Genomic DNA, 22,398 nt, shown 5'->3' with positions numbered 1-22,398 from the left:
TCTTTACCTGTAGTACAACTGATAGCACTGACACTAGCTGATGCCGTCAATGTCATTGCCCCTAAAATTGCTAATAGTTTCTTCATTTAACTTCCTCCTTCTAAAACATTTTGTTTATGTATTTCTGTGTACAGGTTAAATAATACAAGGCAACAAAAAATTTTTTTTCAAAAAAAAAAAAAAAAAATGGGAACCCAAATTTTGGGTTCCCATTTTCTATTGTTTTATTCGACAGACTTGTCTTTTGACGGCTTCTTTGTTTGTATTTAATAATATATTTAACTCTGGTCTAGAAACCTTAATTTTTTTAATGTGTTTATCAATTTTATGTTCAAAACTATTATTATATCTAAATGTTTTTAAGTTTCATACTGCTCCATATTTTTCAATAGCTAATAATGCTCGACTGCTACTAAAAATTAAATTGGCTTCCACATTATCATTAACATCATTATGTTTTTTTGTATGACGAAAACTCATTTTCAAACAGATCTTTTCTGTTTTTAATGCAATAAAATACATTCCAGGAATCGCAGCCATACAGCTAAAGAATACATCACTTAATCAATGACTTCTAGCGACACATAAGGTGGTCATCATAATTAACAAATTTGGAATTCAAAGATAAGTAACAAATATTGTTTTTTTAGAAACCGTAGGTTTATTTTTTCCTACAAAGTAAAAAATATTTGACAGTAAACAAAACATTGCTAACGTATGTCCTGATGGAAAATCAACATCTCTTCATCCACCGGGAGCTTCAGAAATATCAGCAAGTCCGGGAATTCAAAATCTTAAATTGTAAAATCAATTACCATTAATTTGATATCAAGGTAAATATGATTCTGCATTACCTCATAAATTTTTTGCTTGTGCTTCATAAAATTTAGCAATCGAATCTGGGTCATTTATATTAATAACACCCTCCTTAATTGCTTCTTGTCAGATGGTTGTTTCATAAACTGATTTCAAATTCATATAATATGGTCTTCCAAAGCTATGTTTTATAAAAAGTAACGCTGTATAAGAAATTACAATAAACGCTACGGCCTTAACTCCATCAATTCAATATCCCCGATTATATAAATAATTCGTCTTTGCCAGTCTAAATCTAAAGTAGTATATTACTAGCATATAAAGTGCTGTTTCAGAAATAAATGAAATCATTCTAGAGATAAAACCATAAACTCAAGTAGTTACATAGTCAACGTTAATTCCTATTCCTCATCCTTGATCAATAAATCGTGCTTTACACAATAATTGTATATTAGCAAATACTCAAACAATAAATCACGATCCGTAACCTACTCAAATTGTTTTACTATTAACTTTAAATCATGAATGTTTTTTAGTCTTTTTATAAGAATAAAAAGTTTCCAACCAAATAAATAGACCAATGCATATTGGAACTAATCAAATTGTCATTCCAATGTAACTATAAAAAACTACAATAAATTTAACTGTTTGATACTTCATTCCCTTTCCTAATCATTCAGCAGCTTCCAGGTCGTAGAAAGTTGAAATAACAAACCCAATCGAAGCAAAAACCAGCAATAAAATTGCTGGAACTAAAATTCATTTATAAGTTTTAAGAGTTAACATCCTTTTAAGCTTTCTAATTTATTTAGTTTTTCTACAACTCTGACAAATTCCATGAGCTTCAATTTTGAAATGATCTAATTTGATTCCTTTGCTTTCAGCTAACTGAACGACTTCTTCAAAATCAAATTTATCCGAAGTGATTGGATTAATATGAATTACATCTCCACATTCATCACATTTTAAGTGAATTGATTTTTCTGAAGCAATTTCATATCAAATGCTTTTACCGTTAAATGTGTTTGCAAAAAGAATGTGCTGAGATAGTAATAGATCCAAAGTATTATAAACACTAGTGACATTTACATTAGCAAAATCCAATTCTAAGTTTTTAATAATTTCTTGGGTCGTTAAATGTTCAGCACGAATCAACATTGCAATAATGGCTAAGCGAATGTCTGTCATTCGAATATTTTTATTTTTTAACTTTTCAATGATTTGCTGATACTTTTTTTCTTCTTGTTTAGAAAACTTCATACTATTTTTTTAATTCTTCAACAAGTTTTACTAAATCATTGATAGTTTCAAGACCCATTAATTTATCATCTGGAACTCTAATTTCTAAACGATCTTCTAAAGTAATTATCATATCCATTAAATCTAACGAATCAATTCCAATTGATGATATTTTGACTTCTTTTCCTAACGATCCTTTAGCACCTTTAGCTTTTAATTCTTTAACAATTTCTTCGTAAATATTCATATTTTAATCACCTTACTATATTTTATAATTTTTATAATTTATAGTATCAATTATACTTGTTTTTTTGAAATTTGAAAGAAACTACAATTTGTTTTTTACTAAAATAAATTTCAATTTCATAAATTTTTAAATTTAGTTTCTTCAAAAATCATGTTTTAAACAAGGTCTTATTGAATTCTTGATTTTTATCAAGAACCATTGCTAATTCATTTTTACTGAAATAAGGTTGTTCAAGCTTTTTAGAACTACTAGTTGACTTGGAATTAAAAAGTTCAGCATACTTAATACTAAAAAGTGTTAAAGTAACTGACGATAATCCAATAACACCAACTAGCAACAGTTTCAAAGTTTTTTTAGATAACTTCATATTTTTTAAAAAGTTTTTCCAACTCCATTTCAGTTTTAGTTATTAGGAAAGTTTTTCAAAATTGATCATTAAAATGATACTTAAATTTTGGAAGATTTTTAAAGTTGAACTCTTGATAATCTACAACTTGTTCTTTTTTTGGAAAAATTGTTTGGGAAACGATAACTTCCTGATTATTAATCACTAAAGTTAAAATTAAATATTGAAGACTACCAGTATTTAAAAAAAGCAGCCCTTTAGGTTTTTGATCATCATCAACAAGTTTATGGCCTTGTAATGCAATTCGATTATGGTTTGTTATCAGAAATATGCGCGATTTCTGATAAACTTCAAAAAATCATTTTTTAATCGAACTTTGTAAATCATTAACTCCTACGAGACTAACTTTTTTAATTTGAACTTGCGTTCCGTACAAATCTTTAATAATAATATTGACCAAATTTTGTATCAAAGGATAATTAAACAGTCACAATTTTTGTTCAACCTGATAATGAGTTTTAATAATTCCTATTTCATAATAACGTCGTTCAGGAATAAAATTGAATAATTCAATCTTACTAGTCATTGTTACTAAGTTTGAACAGTAAAAGTATTGTTTTGCTTCTAAACTATATTGTTGATATCTCATCAGTAAAACTTGGTTAACTACTGAGTCACTTGTAATTGGACTAAGCTTTATGTGAATTGCCCCTTGATTTTGATAGTTTTGCAAATTATGTAAGTGACTAAAAGTATAAATGAATTGTTGGTCTGTTAAGTCAAAATCCTTTGGAATTCAATGAAACTCCAATAGCGGTCAAGAAAACGCTGTTTGAAATTCAAAGTTTGTTAATAAAGAATTTTGAAGTTTCAATTCAATTATTTCCGTTCGAGTTTTGGAATATAATTTTAAAACTAAGTTTTTAATTGAATGCTGATGCAGGGCATTTAATATTTGTGGATGTCTGATTGTCGGAGTAATTTGCAAAAAAATTTTAAAATAATTTTGTTTATTTGCTCTGAATAAATAATTACTGAAAATTACATCAACTCCATAAGGAGATTGATTAGAAATTGAATATTCTTCAACTGCTAAATTTTGAAAGTAGCTACTCATTATTACCCCTCCATAAAGGATTAGAAAAAAATAAAAAAAATAGCCCAAAATGGACTATTATTGTTTTTCTTAATGGGGCGCCGAACGGGAATTGAACCCGCGAATGCTAGAGCCACAACCTAGTGTGTTAACCACTTCACCACCGGCGCCATATAAATGTTGAATTAACAACAATGTAATTATCTTAAATAATTACTTTAAAGTCAAGACAACATTATAATGTTTTCGCGATTATTCTTTAGAACCTGAGTTTCTTGTAATTCCTCTAACAAGGTATTTTTTAGTAAACAAGAAAATAATGAACATTGGTAAAATCGCCACTACTGCTCCCGCCATTTTTAAGTTTTGCGGATCTTGTAGTTTTGTTCCATCTGGGAATGTATTTCAAATTCCATTAACATCTCCAGTTGAATTCATTATTTGTCACAATAGCATTGGTAATGTAACTCATTCTGAATTAGATTTTAAAACCATTGTTGGTCATAAAACTGAGTTTCATGAACCAATAAATGACATTAATGTCGCTGTAAAAATTGTTGATCTAACTAGCGGAATCGCTACTTTTCAGAAAAACTTAAAGCGTGATAGACCATCAATTTTGGCAGCTTTTTTAATTGAATCATTTAAAGTATCAAAAGCATTTTTAAATAAGAAAATTGTAAAGGCATTTCCAATGAAAGGAACAAATAGAGCAAAAATCGTATTTTGCATATTAATTTTTGTTGCAAAGATATATTGTCCAATTAATAGGGCTTCTCCTGGCAACATCATTGTTGATAGCATAATGATGATTAGTCATTCTTTACCACGAGTATTATATTGTGATAATCCATATCCTGCAAATAACGAAACAGTAATTTGTGTTACAGTCGAAATTCCAGCAATTAAGAATGAATTTCGAATATATTGTCCAACAGCCACTTTTGAACTAGGGTTATTAAACAAGAAGCTATAGGCTTGAATTGACCATTCTTTTGGTCAAATTGGTAGCATTCCTGTAACTCCCTCTTGAATTTCTGTTGAAGTTCTAAATGAAATTGATAACATTCAGTAAAATGGGAAAATTACAATAATTCCCATAAAGGCTAAAAAGATTCCTCTAACAGTATTGATTCCCAATTTTTGTCATCAGATTTCTCCAGCCATTGATGCTGTAAATACTCGTTTATTATTAACATAACGGTTAAAACCAAAGTTTCTTACAAAATCATTAGTTCGACGAATTTTTGCTAACAAGGCAAATCTAATTCCATAACGCATGTGAATTAATTTGTTATTTGTAACATCACTAATTCCTGCTTGTCATTCATGATCGTTATTGTTTAATGCCAAAAACTTTTCATGGCGGAACAAACGTTTTTCAGCTTTAGTGTTAGCATTATGCATTTTTTCATTTCACAAATTAATAATGTTAGTTTTTAAAAATGAATATTTAGCATGAACTTCGCTTAATGTATATTCATCACTTAGTTCATCATGATTATGAATGCTAAAGTTTTTAGCATTTTTAAAACCAATTGATTTAGTTGTAAAAAATACTACTAATCACACTGCTGCAATAACCATTACGATTAATGCTAACAGTGATCGATTGCTAATATAAGCGGGAATGCTAATAACCAATAAAATAATTGGTACAAAGCCTACTAAAACTCCTAGAAGGACTTTGATAAGTGATTTTTTTGTTTTCATTATTTTCCTCCTATTTGTATCGTTTTGATAAGACTTTAGTTGTCTGACGAGAAACTATTGTAATGACTAAAATAATTCCCATTAAGACAATCGAAGCAGCTCCTGCTTGTTGGTGAGAAACTGTTCCTTGACTAGCTCCAGTTGTTTTTTCATAAATTCATAAAACAACTGTTTGTGCTTTTACAAGTTCAGCTCCTGATTCACTTGAGAACAATCCTAATGGCATTGCTTTAAAGGCCCCAATAATTCCAATTGTTGAAAGATAAATTATTGTGGGCATAATTCCGGGCATGCTAATTCTTCAAAATTGTTTTCATTTTTTCATTCCATCGATTGATGCAGCTGAATAATATTGAGGATTAACTCTCATAAATGCAGCCGTTAGCATAACAATACTAAATGGTAATGAACGTCAGATTCCAAAAATTAGTAACATCCAAATTCCTGCTCGTGGATCTTGAGTTCAGTGAATGGCATTGATTCCAAATGCTGACAACATTCTATTGAATAGTCCATATTCTGAAGGACTGAACATGAATGCAAATGCCATCGCAATTGCCATTGCACTAGTAACATATGGTAAGAAAAATACCCCTTGTAAAAATGAAAAGATACGTTTATTTAAAACTGAAGATAGTGCTTTTGCAACTCCAATTGAAATAATTAATCCAATTGGAACAACCACCACCACATAGACCAATGAGTTTCGCATTGCCACTATGAAAGTTGGATCTTCAAATAAGTCTCTAAAGTTTAAAGTAGAAAAGACTCATTCAATTAAAAATCTTCCTGATCCATTGAATCCATTTTTAAAAACAATGAATGCAGCATAAAATGTAAAAATAATTAGGAAAAAGAATGCTGGAGCAATTCAAATTAGTTGTAAGAAAAAGCTATCATCTTTTTTAACTGTTTTTTTATTTTTGACAGTTTTAACTGTTTTAGTTCGATTATCTCAGTACTTTAATTTAAAGCCGTTTTTTTCAGGTGTCTGAGAACTATTTTGATTTCCTTGTACTGTTGAATTCATTACACAATCCCCAATAATTCTTGTTCGGCTTCATTGTTAAAGATGTAAATTTTTCCTTTAAGAATATTTAATCCTACTGCTTGGCTAGTATTATTGTTATCAACATTTTTTGCATCATAAATAACTCTAACTTCACGGTCTTGAACTAAAACTTTTAAATAATCAGATCTTCCTAGACGTTCTACAACATCAATTTGCGCCATAATTGGTTCTTGATTAGCATACTCAAGTGTTGACTTAGTACCTACTAATTCGATATGTTCAGGACGAACTCCAATTGTTACAGTTTGACCTCTAAATTGATCGGCTTGTCCAATAATCTGACCATTAAAGATAATGTTTCCTTGATTATTAATTTCAACATCTTCAAAAATATTCATTGATGGTGTTCCAATAAAGTTAGCGACAAAACGGTTTGCTGGACGTTCATAAACTTCCATTGGAGCAGCCCCTTGTTGAAGAACTCCTTTATTCATAATAAAGATCTTATCAGAAATACTCATTGCTTCTTCTTGATCGTGGGTAACAAAAATTGTAGTAATTTTAGTATCTTTTTGGAACTTCTTAATTCACTCACGAGTTGAAACTCTCAATTTTGCATCCAAGTTTGATAAAGGTTCATCTAGTAATAAAACTTTCGGTTTTTTAACAATTGCTCGGGCAATTGCCACACGTTGTTGCTGACCTCCTGATAACTCTGAAGGTTTCTTTTTAAGTTGACTAGTAATTTCAACTTTTTCAGCAACTTCGTTAACTGCCATACGAACTTCTCTTCTGAATGATTTAATATTTTTAGTTTGAACAGCAATTAATTGATTGTACTCTTCTTTTGAAATTGCTTCATCACCATGAGAATTAATTGCTCGCTCTAAAATTGCAATTACTTCTTGCTCAAGGTTAGCAATAATTGTCGGCTTTTCATCACCTAGTTTTTCTACTTCTTTTAAAAACTCTGCTTCTCAAAGTTGATTTTGTTGTTCACGTTCATTAATTAATTGTTCACGTTCATCTAGAGAAACGTTTCAAACCATTTGACGACCCTCAAGTTTTGCTAAACGTTCAGAAACTTTAATTTCTTGAACAAAAGTTTTACGGTGAGTTTTGACTGCTTCACTAATTCCTTTGTAACGACGTTCAGCTGAAGTGATGTTTCTAATTTGTAAGACTTCTTTAAATTGCATTACTGTAAACTTAAAGACTTTGGCAATCTTATTTTTAACTGCTTGAACTTCTTCAAAGATGCTTACTGATGTATCTAAAATTCCCGCAATATCATTTAGCATTTGAATTCTAGCTTTTTCAATAAAGGCTCTTGAAGCATCGTATCAACTAATAAAAATACGTGATCGGAATGCATTTAATTCTTTATTTCCATAAATTGCTAAAGCATATTTATCGTTTAAAGCTTTTGACTTTAATAAAAATTCTTCAACAATAGTGTCAAACTTAGCCTCATATGTTTTAACTAACGTCTTTAAAGTTGCTTTAATTTCTTCACTTGCTTGAATTTTTGCAACTGACTTACCATTATTTTTAATGCTTCTAATTTCAATATTTCTTAACGCATTGTTTTTAGCAATTTCTCGTTTAAAGTTTCCATTTTGATATAAAGGGAATGCAATATTTTGAAAAACTGATAAATGCGGATACAGAGCATAGTTTTGGAAAACTAAACCAATGTTTCGTTTTTGAGGAGAACGTTTAGTAACGTCAACTCCATCAAATAAAATTTGTCCTTTACTAATTTGTAAAAGCCCTGCTACTGCATTTAAAGTAGTTGATTTCCCACATCCTGAAGGTCCTAGAAGTGATACTAATTCTCCTTCTTTAACCGACAAACTCAAATCTTCTACAGCGATTGAATTTCCATAATCAATCAATATGTTGCGTAATTTAATACTCATTATTTTTGCACTCCTTTATTTTTTTTGACCTCTGACTCATAAATAATTTTTGTTCTAGGGTTAACAGCACGAGCTGTTGTTTTAAACTTGTTGTATTTTGGTGAAGTTCCTCAAACCATAAATGCATCTCAAGTTAATGAATTAGTTTTTGTTCGTTCTTCTTGTTCAGCAAAAACTTGTGTGTTATATCATGTATTAACAAAATCACGAACGATATTGAATCTAACTCCATTCCCATATGGAGAAGGGTTTTGTGAATATAAGATTCCTTGATCTGCTCGAATTTCTTTTTCAAGTGCTGTCAAGTTTGCTTCAGCTTCCAATGATTCACTTGCTTCTGGTTCTTTGGTTTCAGCTTGAATAATTCGATCGACGATTTGTTTAACATATTTATCAGCACTAATTGGAGTTTTTGCTACATAAGCTCCATTTTTTCCTTGTGATAAAGTTGCTACTTCAAAGTTTTGATAGTACTGTCCATCACTATCTCCTTGAACTTTATCTTTTTCATAACTAATTGTTGCAGTTCCCGGAGTTAATAATTTCGGTTGATCTGTTTCATTAATTGCTTTTTCATAGTATGAATAGTAAGCTGATGAAATATACCCAGCTTTACGGCTAAACTCTGACAAGTTTTGAGAACTAGTAAAGTAGTTTAAAAAGGCAATTGAAATGTCTTGTTTAGTTTCATTAGCTGATTTAAACATTGCTACTCCTGGTCCTTGTTGTAATCCAAACTGACGACGAGTTTGATCTTTAACTTCAGTTCCATCAGCTTCACGATAGAAAGCTGGACTGGCAATTGGCATAACATCATCAGCTACAATTTGATAATTATCAGCTAAGTCCCTAATTTTATATTTGTTTTCACCATTATAATTTTCAATTAAGTCATACTCACGATTCTTAACTGCATACTTAGCTCCAGCACTTGATCCTGAGTATGCTAACATTGTTCCTTTTTGTAAGTAATCTGAACCATAACCTTTATTTTTTAAACCACCATAATGTTCATCTTTACCATTGTATTTAGCAACAGCATTCATATATTCAAAAAACATTAATCCATTTGAAACTGAATCTTTTCCCGTTACGTCATTAATATATAAATCTAATGATTCGTCAGGGTTTTCCGCTGATCATGATGTCAATGTTTTTTTATCATCAGGTTCTTTACTTTGAAGTTCTAAAATACTTCCATTAGCGTTTCGGTCACTACCATAGAAATATCCAGTTGCGTCATCGATTGAGTAACTAAACATTTGCCCATGAGGATTTGCTAATGAGCTATTTGAACCGGGATTCTTTTCATTATTAAAGAAGTTTCATCCTAAATTAGCTCCAAACATTTGATATGCTGTCAAGATTACTAAAGTTTTATCAGCATCAGCCATAATATTTTGAATACTTTGACCACTAGTAATTCCTTGAACTCGTCCATCAGCTGCTTTAGTGCTTGTTGCTGGAGCAAATCATTCCATAAATAAGTCTTTAATTTTTTTCCCACTATAGATATTAATGCTTTGACCTGTTGACTGATCTTTGATATCTGGAACTACTGCATCTTTAAGTGATGTTTCTGCTAAATTTTGTTTAGAGTTATCCCCAAATACTACACCTAGTTTAGGAATTAACGCTTCCCCTGTTACTAAATCGTTAGTAACTCATAATCCATCAGGACTTTCAGTGTTATTTAATGATTCATATTGTTGAGGATCTGTTAAATTAAGTTCTCCATCAGTTGCTTTATAAACAATTTCAGCAATTAATCGTTTATTAGCCATTCCATAGTTCAATGATTTCCCTGTTGGAGCAACATACATTTTTCCATCACGACCCATTCCTTCAGAAATGAATGAATAAGTTAATGGGCGATATTGTTCACTAAACAAAGTTTGTGCCCCCTGAGTTTCAGCAGTAATTCCTAAGTTGGCATAAACCTCATTAATTCCTTTACCATAAGTTGCTGAATTTCCTTGAGTTGCATTATCACGATAGTCTTTTAATTGTTCATATTGTTTAATCGCTAACGATGAACTATCGTTAACTGCTTCTTTATTATTAGGTGTATTTGAATTTAACCCTGCTTTTTGTTGCAGTTCATCAATTCACTTGCTATCTCAATTAAGAATTTTACGCATATCAACTACACGTTCGCTTCCTAATTGTGTTTCATAGAAAGTTACATCATCGGCATAAGATACAAAGATATTTGGTAATGCTTCATTTGAATACATTTTTTTCTTAATATCTCCTTGAGGTGCTTCCACAACTTCCACTTTAACATTAGTTTTTCCACCAAGTGCTAAAATTTCATTGAAAGATGCTGCTGCGGCTACTCAAGCTTTAAAAATGTCTGATGTTGGTTTGGCAACGTTATTTTCAATTTCAACAATAACGTTTTTTGGCTCAATTGGTGCACAAGCAACAACGCTAATTGTCGCAGTTGCTCCAATTGATAAAGTTCCTAATACAGCTAATAATTTTTTCATATAACCCCTTAATTTCCTTTAATTAATTCATTGGCATCCGCAACGATTTCCATTGCTTGCTCTAAATTGTCAATGATAGCACCTGCGGCTAAGCGATGACCACCGCCACCTCATTTTGCTGCTATACCATTAATTTGTAAGTCTTTACTTCGGAATTCAACCCGATACTTGCCATCTTCACGAATTGAAAAAACAATTCAGATGTCAATTCCCGCAACTCCTTTTAATAGGTTTGAAAACTTTCCACTATCTTCATACTTAAAATTATGTTTTTTAATAAATTCATCTTTAATGATAATATATCCAACCCCATACTCCGTAACAACTGCTTGGTTAATCAATTCTGATTTTGCTGCTAAGTCTTCAAATGTTTGTAAGTACATGGTGTTATATAGTTCTTTGAAATCAAATTTTGTTTCGAATAATTTGGCAGCTACTTCAAAAGTTCTTGAACTTGTTCCTTCAAAATAAAAGCGTCCTGAATCAGTACAAATTCCATGATAAATTGTTCGTGCTGCTTGCTGAGTAATTTCTCAGTTAGCTTGAATTGCTAAATATCCAACCATTTCACTAGCACTAGTAAAACTAGTATCAACTCATGATAAATCTCCATAAGGAGTAGCATCTGGGTGATGGTCAATTTTAATTAAATATTTTCCTTGGCTAAAACGTTGATCGTCAATTCTTTCGACGTTCGCACAATCAGTTACGATAACTAATGCTTCATTATATAAATTGTCAGCTATTGGTTCATCCATTTTACCAATAAAATCTAGATACCCAATATTATTTCCTTGAGCATAAACTTTCTTATTGGGATAATTTTTTTCAATTAAGTATTTTAATCCTAACTGTGATCCGTATGCATCACCATCAGGCAAAACATGTCTATGAATTATAATAGTGTCAAACTCTTTAATCTTTTCTTCAATTAGAGTTGGTAAATTCATATAACCTCCGACTTTCTTAAAATAAATTATATATACATTATTTTAAAAAAATATAAAAATGAACCTAAAATTTATATTTTTTTCAACCAATGTGGAAAAGTGGAAAAATATAGATTTTAGGTTTAAAATGGCGGAAAAAACTCTATTTCTGATAAGATTTAATTTCTTTTAGCAATGTTGAAGAGATTTCTTTATCATTTTCTTCAGCAAAAAAGTAAATTGTTTGTAGTTCGGGATTTAAAATTTGGTTAGCATTTGCTAATTCATACTCATAATTTAAGTCAGTTGTGTTACGAATTCCTCTTAGTAAAAAAGTGATATTCAAATCTTCAGCTAATTTAGCAGTTAACTGGTCAACATTTGTTATTACCTTAACATTATCAAAGTTAGCTAATTGATTACAAACTTCTTGATAACGTTGTTCAATTGGTTGATCATGTTGTTTATTATAATTATTAGTAACCACAACTATGACTTCATCAAATACTTTTAGTGCTCGAGAAATTAATTTAATATGTCCTTGGTGAATTGGGTCAAAACTGGCAGGAAACATAATTTTTTTCATAATAGATAGTCCTCTTCTGGCATTTATATATAATATATTATAAAGAGGTTCCTATGAAAATAATGCAACAAAATTATATATTAATTGATATTGGTAATACTTATACTAAAGTTTACAATAAGGACACTGACTTAGTATTTAGAGAACCTACCCAAAATATTGCGATGATCGCTACTAAGCTAGCGGCTTTAGATTTTGATGTAGTGGTTTATTCGAAAGTATTGAATCCTGCTTGTGCAAAAATAATTAGCAACTTTACGACACCAAGCTATGATATTCGCGAAATTATTTTGACTCAAAAAAATAAACTTCCTGTCTTTGCTAATATTGATCTTAATGAATTAGGAACTGATATTGCTTTAGGAATTGTTGGGGCCATTAGTAAAGGCTACGAAGATTTTATTATTGTTGATAACGGGACTGCTTGTACTTTGAGTGTTGTAAAAAATTTAACTTTTATTGGAGTTAATATTTATCCTGGTTGAGATAATTTGAGAAATCACTTACAGCAAGATACCCAAATATCGACTGCTGAAATTACTCCTACTACTGAAGATATTGGAATTGACACTAATTCTGCTTTATACAATGGGGTATATAAAATGTATTGGAATAGTCTAAACAATGACATTAAAACTTATCAACAAAAATATCAAATCAAAACTTGTTTAAATATTAGTGACGAAATTGTTTTAGGATTTAAGTACTTATTATCTCTATAAAAAACAAAAAACCGCAACTGCGGTTTTTTTAAACAATAATAATACTTTATAAATTATTTTGCTTGCGCATCTTTTTTAGCTTTTGCTTCTTGACCTTGTTCGGCAAGTTCAGCTTGTAAAGCTAATTTTTTGCGTGCTGATGGTAAAACAATGTTGTTTAATAACACGTTTGAGAATGATAAGTAAATTCAGAATCCAACTAAAGTAATTGAGTTAACTGAAGCTAAAATTGCTTGAATATTAGCTGCAGAATTTCCTTGTCAGAATAATCCAGTAAAGTTTGAACCAGTTGCAATTACTCATGCGATTGCTGGTAAAACAATTCCGTCTACTAATAATTTTTTTGTCATTCCTTCTGGAGAACGATGTGCATCCATAAGTGTTGATAAAATATACATTGCTAAACATGAAGATAAAATGAAGTATCCTAATGCTGAGAAGAATGGTCACATTAAAGTTCCAGTTGTTCCTGGATCTCAAATTTCTCCGTGTCCCATTTGCCCAACTTGTCTTAGTCCTACCATTCCAGCTGCTAATGAAATCGCAATTAAAATAATTAAGAAGTAATATGTAATTGCGGGAATCATAATTTCTTTTTTAAGATTTTTATATGCTGATTTAGTTAATGTAAATGAAGCATGTAAAATAATTGCAACTCCAAAGAATGTCAAGAAGATAACTAATGGTGAAGCAATTTCTGCTGCAGCTCCAGTTCCTAATCCTGCTACTAAAGGTAAAATTATTCCTGAAATAATAATTGTCGGAATAATTGCTGCTAACATAAATACATAAAATCTAAACATTTCTAAACTGAATAGTTTTCAAGCCAATTTAGATTGAGTTGAAGTATCTGTTGGTAATGCTTTGTAGTAAGCAATACTGTATTTTGATCCAACTGATGTAAATTCATATCCACGTTTAAAGTCAAAGAACATTTCGTCAGCTCTTCCAACGATTGCTAATGCACGTTCTTTTTCATACATTTCTTTCAATGAATTAATTACTACTTCACTTGGTTTAACATAAATTGATAAGTCCATTTCTTTAATTAATGAATCTCCAATTTCGTCAACCATGTTTGTCATAAATTGAGGTTTAAATTTTAATCCTGCATATGATGCATAGTGAGCTTTAATTTGTTCATAATCTCCTAATGCTAATTTAGAATTTAAATCTGTTGCTCAAGTAATTGCTGACTGGTAGTTGAATAAAACGTTTGAACGTCTTGCTTTCATGTACTGTTTTAAACCAGTAATTTGTCCGAAGAAGATTTGTTTTGTTAATGGAATTAACATTGCAAAAACCCCCCCTACTAATACTAATTTAAATGGGTCTAATAATGATTTCATTAAAGAATTTGGTGCCATGAATCCAGCTAATGAATACCCAGTTCCAACTAGTTTTTCACGTAATTCAGCCACTGTTATTTCAGTTCACTTACCTCAGTTATCGCCTAAAATTACATTTAATTTATCAGCTCAACCTGCTCCCCCTCATTGAACACCTTCGATATTGTAAAGGGCTGCGCCATCAATTCATCCTGCGTAACCGAAGTAAATTACAATAACAACGAATAATAAAACCATATTTCTGGTTGTTTTTCTCATAATATTTCCAATATCCTTTCTAACTAAATAATTATAGCAAAACCAAATAAAAAAAATCTTATAAAACCGTAGTTTATAAGATTTTTTTAAATATCAATGACTTATTTAACAACAATGTTAACAATTCGATCAGGAATAACAACTTCTTTAACAATAGTTAATCCTTCAATAAATTTTGCTACATTGGCATCCGCTTTTGCCAATGTTAATAATGCTTCTTTTGAAAGTCCTTTAGCAACTTCAATTGAACCACGCAATTTACCATTAACTTGGAAAGCAACTGTTGTTGTATTTAAAACAAGTTTAGATGAATCATAAGTTGGTCATTCTGCTAAAGTTACAGTTGAAGTATTTTCTAAGATACTTCATAATTCTTCGGCTAAGTGTGGTGCAAATAATCCTAACATTTTTACAAGTCCCTCAACATATGGTTTATAAACTGTTCCTGGTTCTTCTTTATAAATTGCATTTACTAAAACCATTAATTGGGAAATTGCTGTATTGAATTTTAAATCTCCAAGCATTTCTGTAACTTTTTTAACAACGTCATTATAAACAAAATCTAAGTTACCATTATTAGTAGATGAAAATTCAACTTTATTAATCATGCGGTATACGCGATTTAATCATTTAAGCGCCGCATCTAAACCATCAAAGCTTCATGGCAATGATGCATCAAGTGGTCCCATAAACATTTCATATAGTCGTAAAGTATCAGCTCCATGCGAACTAATCACATCATCAGGATTAATAACATTTCCTTTTGATTTTGACATCTTACGACCATCAGGTCCTAAAATCATTCCTTGATTGAATAAGTTTTTAAATGGTTCTGGAGTTGACAAAATTCCTAGATCATATAAAACATGATTTCAAAAACGAGCATATAATAAATGACCAACCGCATGTTCTTGACCACCGATATATAAATCAACTGGCATTCATTTAGCAAAGCGTGCTTTGGCTTCTTCACTTTCAATGTCAATTAATTGCCCTGGTTTATCAGTTAAAATATATGCTAAGTAATATCAACTTGGTCCAGCAGAGTTCGGCATTGTATTTGATTCACGAATTGCAGGTAGTCCATTATAAGAAGTATTAATTCATTCACTAACATTTGCCAATGGTGATTCACCTGTTTTTGTTGGTTTAATATATTCTGTTTTCGGTAAAGTTACTGGTAATTGTGACTTGTCAATTAACCCAACTTGACCATCTTTTGTATAAACAATTGGGAATGGTTCTCCATAAAAGCGTTGACGAGAAAATAATCAATCTCGTAATTTATAGTTAACCTTTTTAACTCCCAAGTTTTTTGACTCTAATAATTGAGTAATTTTAGCAATTGCTTCTTGACGATTCAAACCATCTAAAATTCCAGAATTAATATGAATTCCTTCACCAACAAAAGCTTTTGTTGTATCTTTTGGTTCAATAACAAATTTAATTGGTAAATTAAATTTAGTTGCAAACTCTCAATCACGAGTATCATGCGCTGGAACTGCCATTACTGCTCCATTACCATAATCTTTTAAAACATAATCAGCAATTCAAATTTGAACTTCTTCTCCAGTTATTGGATTAATTGCCATTGCTCCAGTAAACACTCCAGTTTTTGGTTTTGTTTCATCTTTGCGATCAATTTCAGATTTAGAAATTGTTTGTTGAATATATGCTTCAACTAAAGACTTTTGCGGTGATGTTGTTATTTGACTAACAAGTTCATGTTCAGGAGATAATACTATATAGCTAACTCCATAGATTGTGTCTGCTCTAGTTGTGAATACTGGAATTGTTAAACCCGTTGTTGTCGTAAATTTAATTTCTACTCCTTCAGATTTTCCAATTCAGTTTTTCTGTAAATCTTTAACTGATTGTGGTCAATCCAAATTTTCTAAACCAGCCAATAACTTTTCAGCATATTCGGTAATTTTTAAAACTCATTGACGCATAGTCTTTTTAACAACTGGATACTCTCCACGTTCAGAAACCATAACTCCATTTAGTTCAATAATTTCATCATTAGCTAATACTGTTCCCAATTCTTCACATCAGTTAACTTCAACATCACGCAATTCTGCCAAACCTTTTTTATACATTTGCTGAAAAATTCATTGTGTTATTTTATAGTAGTTTGGATCAGCGGTATTAACTTCTTTATCATAATCATAAGAAAAACCTAATGCTTGTAATTGGGTTCTAAATGTATCAATATTTTTTAATGTAAACTCACGTGGATCATTTCCCGTTTTTAAAGCGTACTGTTCAGCTGGTAATCCAAAAGCATCTCATCCAATTGGATGTAAGACGTCACACCCTTGCATTCTACGAAAGCGTGCTAAGACATCTGTTGCTGTATATCCTTTAACATGACCAACATGTAGTCCCGCTCCTGATGGATATGGGAACATATCTAAAATATAAGCTTTTTTGTCATTAACATTAGTTGTTTTATAAACTTCATGCTCTTTTCAATACTTTTGTCATTTTTTTTCTATCGCTCTATGTGAAAAGTCCATTTTATTTCCCCTTTAAAAATTCATAATAATATTTTACTATTTTTAGACCTGAATACAAATAAAAGCAGCCAAAGTCTGCTTTTATTAAACATCTTTACGAATTCGGCCAATTTTATGAGATCTAAACCCTTCACTAGCCAATACTCGTTTATCTTCCAAGTCTTTAATTGCTTGTTGCAAATGCAAGATTTGTTCTTCACGGTTTTCAAGTAACTCTTGTGAATCTAAGACTTCTTGAAGATTTGCTTTCGTATGAGCAATTAGTTCTTCAATACGTTCGACAGTGTGTTCTTCACGATAAGACATGTTAGGATTTAATTTTTTTCGACCACGAATTTTGGTAATCAATTTTAATAATAACGAATTATCTTTTTCGTCAGTTTCAGCTGTCAAATTAACTAATCATTTCTTACGGCGATATAATAAATACCCAAAAGCTCCTTGCAAGAAAATTCATGATTGGGCAATTAAAAAGACTCAAGTAATATCTAGACTAATAAATCCTGATTGTGAGTTAACATGAGTATTTAATAAAATTAAGATCGCATACGTTGGAACTTGAAAAATTCAGTTGAAAACAGAATCTGTCAAGGTTGCTTCTCAAACTCTTCCCCCTGCTCTTTGAATTGAATAAGCTGAGTTCGCAATCATTACTCCAAAGTAGAGTAATCCATAAAATAACAGCATCTGTGAAGCAATTCTTTTAGCCTCGGAGTTTATTTCTCAAATGTTTGGAATTATCCCTGATAACCCCGCTAAAATTGCTCCAGCCACAATTCCAGTAAGTACTGCAATTATATATAAGTGTTTTGCATTATATTCAGCAGCTTTTAAATTATTTGCTCCTAACTCATTTCCGACAAACACGGTAATTCCAGCATTCATTCCATGGTACAGTGGTGAAAAGACTCCCATTGTAATTGTGGCATAAATTGCATTAGCTGTTAAAGCTTCAACTGAGTATTTACCTCGTAATTTAACCATCACGACAGTTCCAAAGGCAAAGAGTAGTTCATTAAATAAAATTGGCATTGCTTTTGCTGTTGTGTTCATTACAATACGTTTTTGAATAATAAACGATCTTCAAATAGGAATGAACTCGAACTTTTTAATAGTTAATAAGGTAACAATAAATACTGTCTGCAAGGCACGAGCAATTGCAGTTGCAACAGCTGATCCTCTAACACCTAATGCATTGTCTCCTAAAACAGTTTGATCTGTTAAAATAACATTTCCCAAACAGTTAAACCCTAAAGCAATAAGCGCCATTCAAAATGAATATAATGGACGACGAGTTTCACGAAGTGTCGTAATTGCTACCTGGTTAATTGTTAATAAAAGATAAGTTGGTGCAACAATTTGATAATAATGAACTCCTTCTTGAGTTGATAGTTTTGCAGCTTCATTTTGAATATATCCAAATCATGCTTTGATGCTATCAGCATTCTGAGGATCTAATGATTGCAGTGGCTCTTTTAATCGATAATTAGGACCAGTTGTGAACCCCACAATTTGTTCTGTTGCTCCAGGAATTGCCAGTAATGCAAAAATTGTTGTAATTGAAAAAACAACAATCATTTTCATTGCAGTTACCTGACGAAGTTTTTCGTAGTTTCCTGATCCATAATATTGTGAAGAATAAACACCACACCCATAACAAAACCCTGAAACCATACAAAACATGATTACATACATTTGATTTGAAGCTGAAATACCATTAACAGCAATTTGACCTGCAGTATAACTCATTCCACTTCCATAATAACTTCCAAGTCCCAAACTTTCTAAAATGTCCAAGTCAATTTTGTCTCATCCACTATTAGCAATCATTTCTTTAAAAGCGGAAAATCCTACAACTTGGCTATCCGCTAAATTACTTACGAAGAGACTATCAACAATATCTGTTGAAGCCATGATAATTTCTTGAAAAACAGATCAAACAATCACGGTTAAAGCGGCAGCATATCATGCCCGACTAGCAAATCATTTGTTCTTTTTATCTGCTAATAATTCCTTAGTCATATTTGATCTCCTTTCCAAATCTTAAGATATTATATTACTTTTTAAAAATAAAAAAAGTACTAATTTAATAGTACTTTTCTAGATATTCAAATGGTCGGAATAATTGGACTTGAACCAACGACCTCTCCGTTATCAGCGGAGTGCTCTAACCAGCTGAGCTATATTCCGAAAACAAAATAATTTTAGTATTTTTTGCACCATAATGCAAGTATAAAAAATAACTTTTTAAAAAAAGTCAAAAAAAATGACCGAAGTCATTTATTGTTTTTGCATATACTCGATGTTAAAGACTTTGTTGATACTTTCACGAGAGTATTTAAAGTTATAACGAACTTGTTCATTTGTTTTTGGGTTCTTATAAAGAACGCTCATTTTTTGTGATTTTATTGACACTTTGTCACTCATTAACTCTGGATCTTCAAATGTTCATGAATATAACTCTTGATTTGTGAAACGCTCATTCATTTCTAGCGACAAATCAGTTGATACATTTAATTTGTTATAAATTTTAACAATTCCCCCAGTTAATTCAGGTAAATGATCTTTTCCTAGTTCTTGATCGTCACCAATATTATTAATCTCAACATTTGCTAACGATAATACATTGTTTTCGGCAACAACTTTAGATGATTCATTATAAACAACTGCAATAACACTTGATTCTTTAGATTCCATGATGTCTTCTAATGATAGATTGGCTTTAGTGATTAAATCATCTGTCAATATTTTACCAAGAGCATAATCATCGGGAACAGTTGCTCCATTTAAATAAAGCATTTTATATTTTGGACCTGCTTGGAAAAAGTTATTAAGAATTGTTTCTAACTCTTCAGCAGTTTTAGCAAATTTAGTTGGTCCATTTGTAAATGTAATATTTTTTCCTTTTTTAATTTCGTGATTCAAGTGGTCTACGTCTGGAGCTAAGAAATGTTTGATTACAAACTCTCATAAAGAACCTTTAATAACGCCATTTTTACTAAATCCTAAAATATTGAATAAGTCTGGCAAGTTTTCAACAATTTGAGAAACTAAATTTCCAGTATGTTCTTTGCCTTGTGAATCAACATATTTGTTGTTTAAAATAAATTGATTGAACAATGTTTTAAAATCATCAAAATAAATTCCATATGTTTGAAGATTTTTTAGTGTTTTAGTTTCATCAATTCCAAAATCATTGGTGATGTCATTAATCAATTCCGGAATTGTTAATTTTAAATAATAATCTCCCAAAGTCGCTTGAGTGTCTGTTTTACCTATAAGTGATTTCAAACTTTTACTTAATACAGACTGCAAGTTCATAGGAACTTCTGCTCCACCTAAAAAACCATCTACGCTATTTTTAATATTTTCTGGTAGCTTGTCTCATACATTAATCCTTGCAACAGTTATAATCGCTTTTAGTTCAATGATAAATTCAGTTTTGAAATTCCCTTTATACAAAGAAGAAAATAAATTTCCAGTTAGGTACTTTGGAAAGTAAACTGCAGTTGCCGCTAAAACGTTTAATTTACTTAAAATTTGATTTAAAGGTGAACCGTTTGCATCAAATACTCCCAAGTCATTTGTTAAAGCATAAAAAATATTTCCAATTAAAAAGTAAAATTGCTCATCTCTAAACAATTGGATAAATTCTTCTTTTTTCAAAGATGTTATTGATCCAATAACAGGAACATTGATGTCTTTAATAGTTTGGTAAAGGTTTCCCAATATTTCATCAGTTAGTAATTCCTGAACTACATAGTAAACAAAATTTGTAGCTGCCGAAGCATTTTTTTCTTTAAAGTTTAATGTATGAGTGACTTTTGGGCGAAGGCCACCTTTACGTGTAAAAGTATTACCATCCCCAAAAAGAATAAAAATTAGTTTTTGTAGCTTACGTCCATCTGGGTCATTTTCAGAGTTAATACTTCCCAAATGATATTTTAAAGAAGTTAATAAATACTTTAAATTAATGCTACTTGATACAAATTTTTCTGAAACTTTTTTACCTTTTATATTTTCATCATAATATTGAGCATTTGTTTTTGCAGTGCTAAATAAATGATTTCCATCAGTTACCAAACTACTTTTAGTAGAATCATACAATGATAATGACATTTGTAAAAATTGCGCCATTTTAATAAACTGCTGAATAACTTTAAGGTATTGAGGAATACTGTCAATGATTGAATCAGTCTGAGAAACTTCAAATTCTGTTTTAGAAGAAAGTAATCCAATAATTGTTTTTGCAGATTTAGACATACCGGCTTTAATTTCTGCATCACTTGATACTTTTAATAATTCATAATTTGGATCTTTTAAAAGTGCAATTCCATTTGATAAAGAAATTAACATCGCTCCAGTTAAGTTTTCTACAGAAACACTTTGTGTTTCTTGTACAACATCAATACTATCAATTGCCTTATTAATTGTCTCTTTTGAAGCGGTTAAAGTTAGTTTGGCCACTGATGAAATAACCGACACTAATTGGCTTCCTAATGTTTGATTTAAATCCGGTAGTTTAACAATGGGTCCTAGACTTCCTACTAGGTTTGTTAAAACTTCTGTAGTTAAACTTGGTAAAATAGACATTGCTAATTCTAAAATTCCGGCAATGTTTTCAGGAACAGCTTGAGCAACTGCTCCCTTACCATTTCCTAACTTCCCTTTTAAATTAATATTTTCTGTTAGTTCTGTTTTTGACAGTGAATTATTATTACCAAAATAACGTGATTCCAATTCATTTACAGTCGAGAATTCATCTAAACCACGATCTTTACTATCGAACTGTTTACCATCCATATTTAAAGAATTAACTTGTTTTTCTGCAAGTTTAATTCCCATTTTATTTTGTAGTGTTTGAAAACTATAACCATGTTGATCAGCTAAAATTGCCTTTTTGGCAACTAACGCTGCTGAACCTTGCAAATTAGCAAGTGAGTTATTGTAAGTACTTGGGTCTGGAGCTTTGTCTTGGTCTTTAACTTTAGGTGTACAAGCTACAACCGCCACACTTGATGAAGCAGTTAAAGAAACTGCTCCCAGTACCGCCAACATTTTTTTCATAACTATCTCCTTTTAACTTTAATAAAAAATTCAATAAATTTATTATACTAAAAAATAATTTAAATAGTCATTTTGCACACTATAT

Annotated in this window: 17 protein-coding genes and 2 tRNA genes; 1 reads left to right on the top strand and 18 read right to left on the bottom strand. The window is 30.8% G+C overall.

The genetic code is table 4. The features are described from left to right. From L872_RS05235 to coaD, 13 genes are all read right to left on the bottom strand, one after another. The coding region (locus tag L872_RS05235) for a lipoprotein (protein ID WP_169729886.1) at positions 1-86 on the bottom strand (86 nt) is incomplete at its 3' end. A gap of 130 nt (positions 87-216) precedes the next feature. Next, positions 217-1,602 (bottom strand): phosphatase PAP2 family protein, encoded by a 1,386-nt coding sequence (locus tag L872_RS0100905; protein ID WP_027063021.1) that lies wholly within the window; start codon positions 1,600-1,602, stop codon positions 217-219. 18 nt (positions 1,603-1,620) lie between these two features. Further along, positions 1,621-2,076: a Fur family transcriptional regulator gene (locus L872_RS0100900; protein WP_027063020.1), complete on the bottom strand. Its 456-nt coding sequence runs from the start codon at positions 2,074-2,076 to the stop codon at positions 1,621-1,623. A gap of 1 nt (position 2,077) precedes the next feature. Continuing rightward, positions 2,078-2,302: an acyl carrier protein gene (locus L872_RS0100895; protein WP_027063019.1), complete on the bottom strand. Its 225-nt coding sequence runs from the start codon at positions 2,300-2,302 to the stop codon at positions 2,078-2,080. Between the two features lie 31 nt (positions 2,303-2,333). Beyond that, complete coding sequence (locus tag L872_RS0100890; RefSeq protein WP_027063018.1) at positions 2,334-2,669, bottom strand: hypothetical protein; 336 nt, start codon at positions 2,667-2,669, stop codon at positions 2,334-2,336. Continuing rightward, positions 2,656-3,765, bottom strand: coding sequence for a hypothetical protein (locus L872_RS0100885; protein ID WP_027063017.1), 1,110 nt, complete (start codon positions 3,763-3,765; stop codon positions 2,656-2,658). The genes L872_RS0100890 and L872_RS0100885 overlap by 14 nt, the downstream gene beginning before the upstream one ends. 73 nt (positions 3,766-3,838) lie before the next feature. Continuing rightward, positions 3,839-3,914: transfer RNA gene (locus L872_RS0100880), tRNA-His, on the bottom strand. A gap of 82 nt (positions 3,915-3,996) precedes the next feature. Beyond that, positions 3,997-5,457 carry a carbohydrate ABC transporter permease gene (locus L872_RS0100875; protein WP_027063016.1) on the bottom strand — a complete coding sequence of 487 codons (1,461 nt, stop codon included), beginning with the start codon at positions 5,455-5,457 and terminating at the stop codon, positions 3,997-3,999. A gap of 10 nt (positions 5,458-5,467) precedes the next feature. Beyond that, positions 5,468-6,487, bottom strand: a complete 1,020-nt coding sequence (locus L872_RS04455; protein ID WP_051418405.1) for a carbohydrate ABC transporter permease — start codon at positions 6,485-6,487, stop codon at positions 5,468-5,470. After that, positions 6,487-8,391 (bottom strand): ATP-binding cassette domain-containing protein, encoded by a 1,905-nt coding sequence (locus tag L872_RS05215; protein ID WP_027063015.1) that lies wholly within the window; start codon positions 8,389-8,391, stop codon positions 6,487-6,489. The genes L872_RS04455 and L872_RS05215 overlap by 1 nt, the downstream gene beginning before the upstream one ends. Beyond that, positions 8,391-10,883 carry a hypothetical protein gene (locus L872_RS0100860; RefSeq protein WP_027063014.1) on the bottom strand — a complete coding sequence of 831 codons (2,493 nt, stop codon included), beginning with the start codon at positions 10,881-10,883 and terminating at the stop codon, positions 8,391-8,393. Before L872_RS0100860 ends, L872_RS05215 begins: the two co-directional genes overlap by 1 nt. 8 nt (positions 10,884-10,891) lie before the next feature. After that, the gene (locus L872_RS0100855; protein WP_027063013.1) at positions 10,892-11,833 is read right to left on the bottom strand and encodes a DHH family phosphoesterase; all 942 of its coding nucleotides are present in this window, start codon (positions 11,831-11,833) and stop codon (positions 10,892-10,894) included. A 142-nt stretch (positions 11,834-11,975) separates the two neighbouring features. Further along, positions 11,976-12,398 (bottom strand): pantetheine-phosphate adenylyltransferase, encoded by a 423-nt coding sequence (gene coaD, locus L872_RS0100850; RefSeq protein WP_036268799.1) that lies wholly within the window; start codon positions 12,396-12,398, stop codon positions 11,976-11,978. A 53-nt stretch (positions 12,399-12,451) separates the two neighbouring features. Between coaD and L872_RS0100845 the strand changes: the two genes are divergently transcribed. Continuing rightward, complete coding sequence (locus L872_RS0100845) at positions 12,452-13,120, top strand: type III pantothenate kinase (protein ID WP_027063011.1); 669 nt, start codon at positions 12,452-12,454, stop codon at positions 13,118-13,120. 53 nt (positions 13,121-13,173) lie between these two features. On the opposite strand, the gene L872_RS0100840 is transcribed toward L872_RS0100845, so the two are convergent. From L872_RS0100840 to L872_RS0100820, 5 genes are all read right to left on the bottom strand, one after another. Continuing rightward, positions 13,174-14,727, bottom strand: a complete 1,554-nt coding sequence (locus L872_RS0100840) for a hypothetical protein (RefSeq protein WP_027063010.1) — start codon at positions 14,725-14,727, stop codon at positions 13,174-13,176. A gap of 101 nt (positions 14,728-14,828) precedes the next feature. Continuing rightward, positions 14,829-17,246, bottom strand: coding sequence for a leucine--tRNA ligase (gene leuS, locus L872_RS0100835; RefSeq protein WP_027063009.1), 2,418 nt, complete (start codon positions 17,244-17,246; stop codon positions 14,829-14,831). A gap of 84 nt (positions 17,247-17,330) precedes the next feature. Then, the gene (locus tag L872_RS04450) at positions 17,331-19,268 is read right to left on the bottom strand and encodes an MATE family efflux transporter (protein ID WP_051418404.1); all 1,938 of its coding nucleotides are present in this window, start codon (positions 19,266-19,268) and stop codon (positions 17,331-17,333) included. Positions 19,269-19,359: 91 nt separating this feature from the next. Beyond that, positions 19,360-19,436, bottom strand: a tRNA-Ile gene (locus L872_RS0100825). A 90-nt stretch (positions 19,437-19,526) separates the two neighbouring features. Continuing rightward, positions 19,527-22,313, bottom strand: coding sequence for an MOLPALP family lipoprotein (locus tag L872_RS0100820; protein WP_027063008.1), 2,787 nt, complete (start codon positions 22,311-22,313; stop codon positions 19,527-19,529). Between the last annotated feature and the right edge of the window lie 85 nt (positions 22,314-22,398).

The sequence above is a fragment of the Mesoplasma seiffertii ATCC 49495 genome (assembly GCF_000518725.1).
GTDB classification, from domain to species: Bacteria; Bacillota_I; Bacilli_A; order Mycoplasmatales; family Mycoplasmataceae; genus Tullyiplasma; species Tullyiplasma seiffertii.
This window is presented reverse-complemented; position numbering and strand designations above follow the sequence as displayed.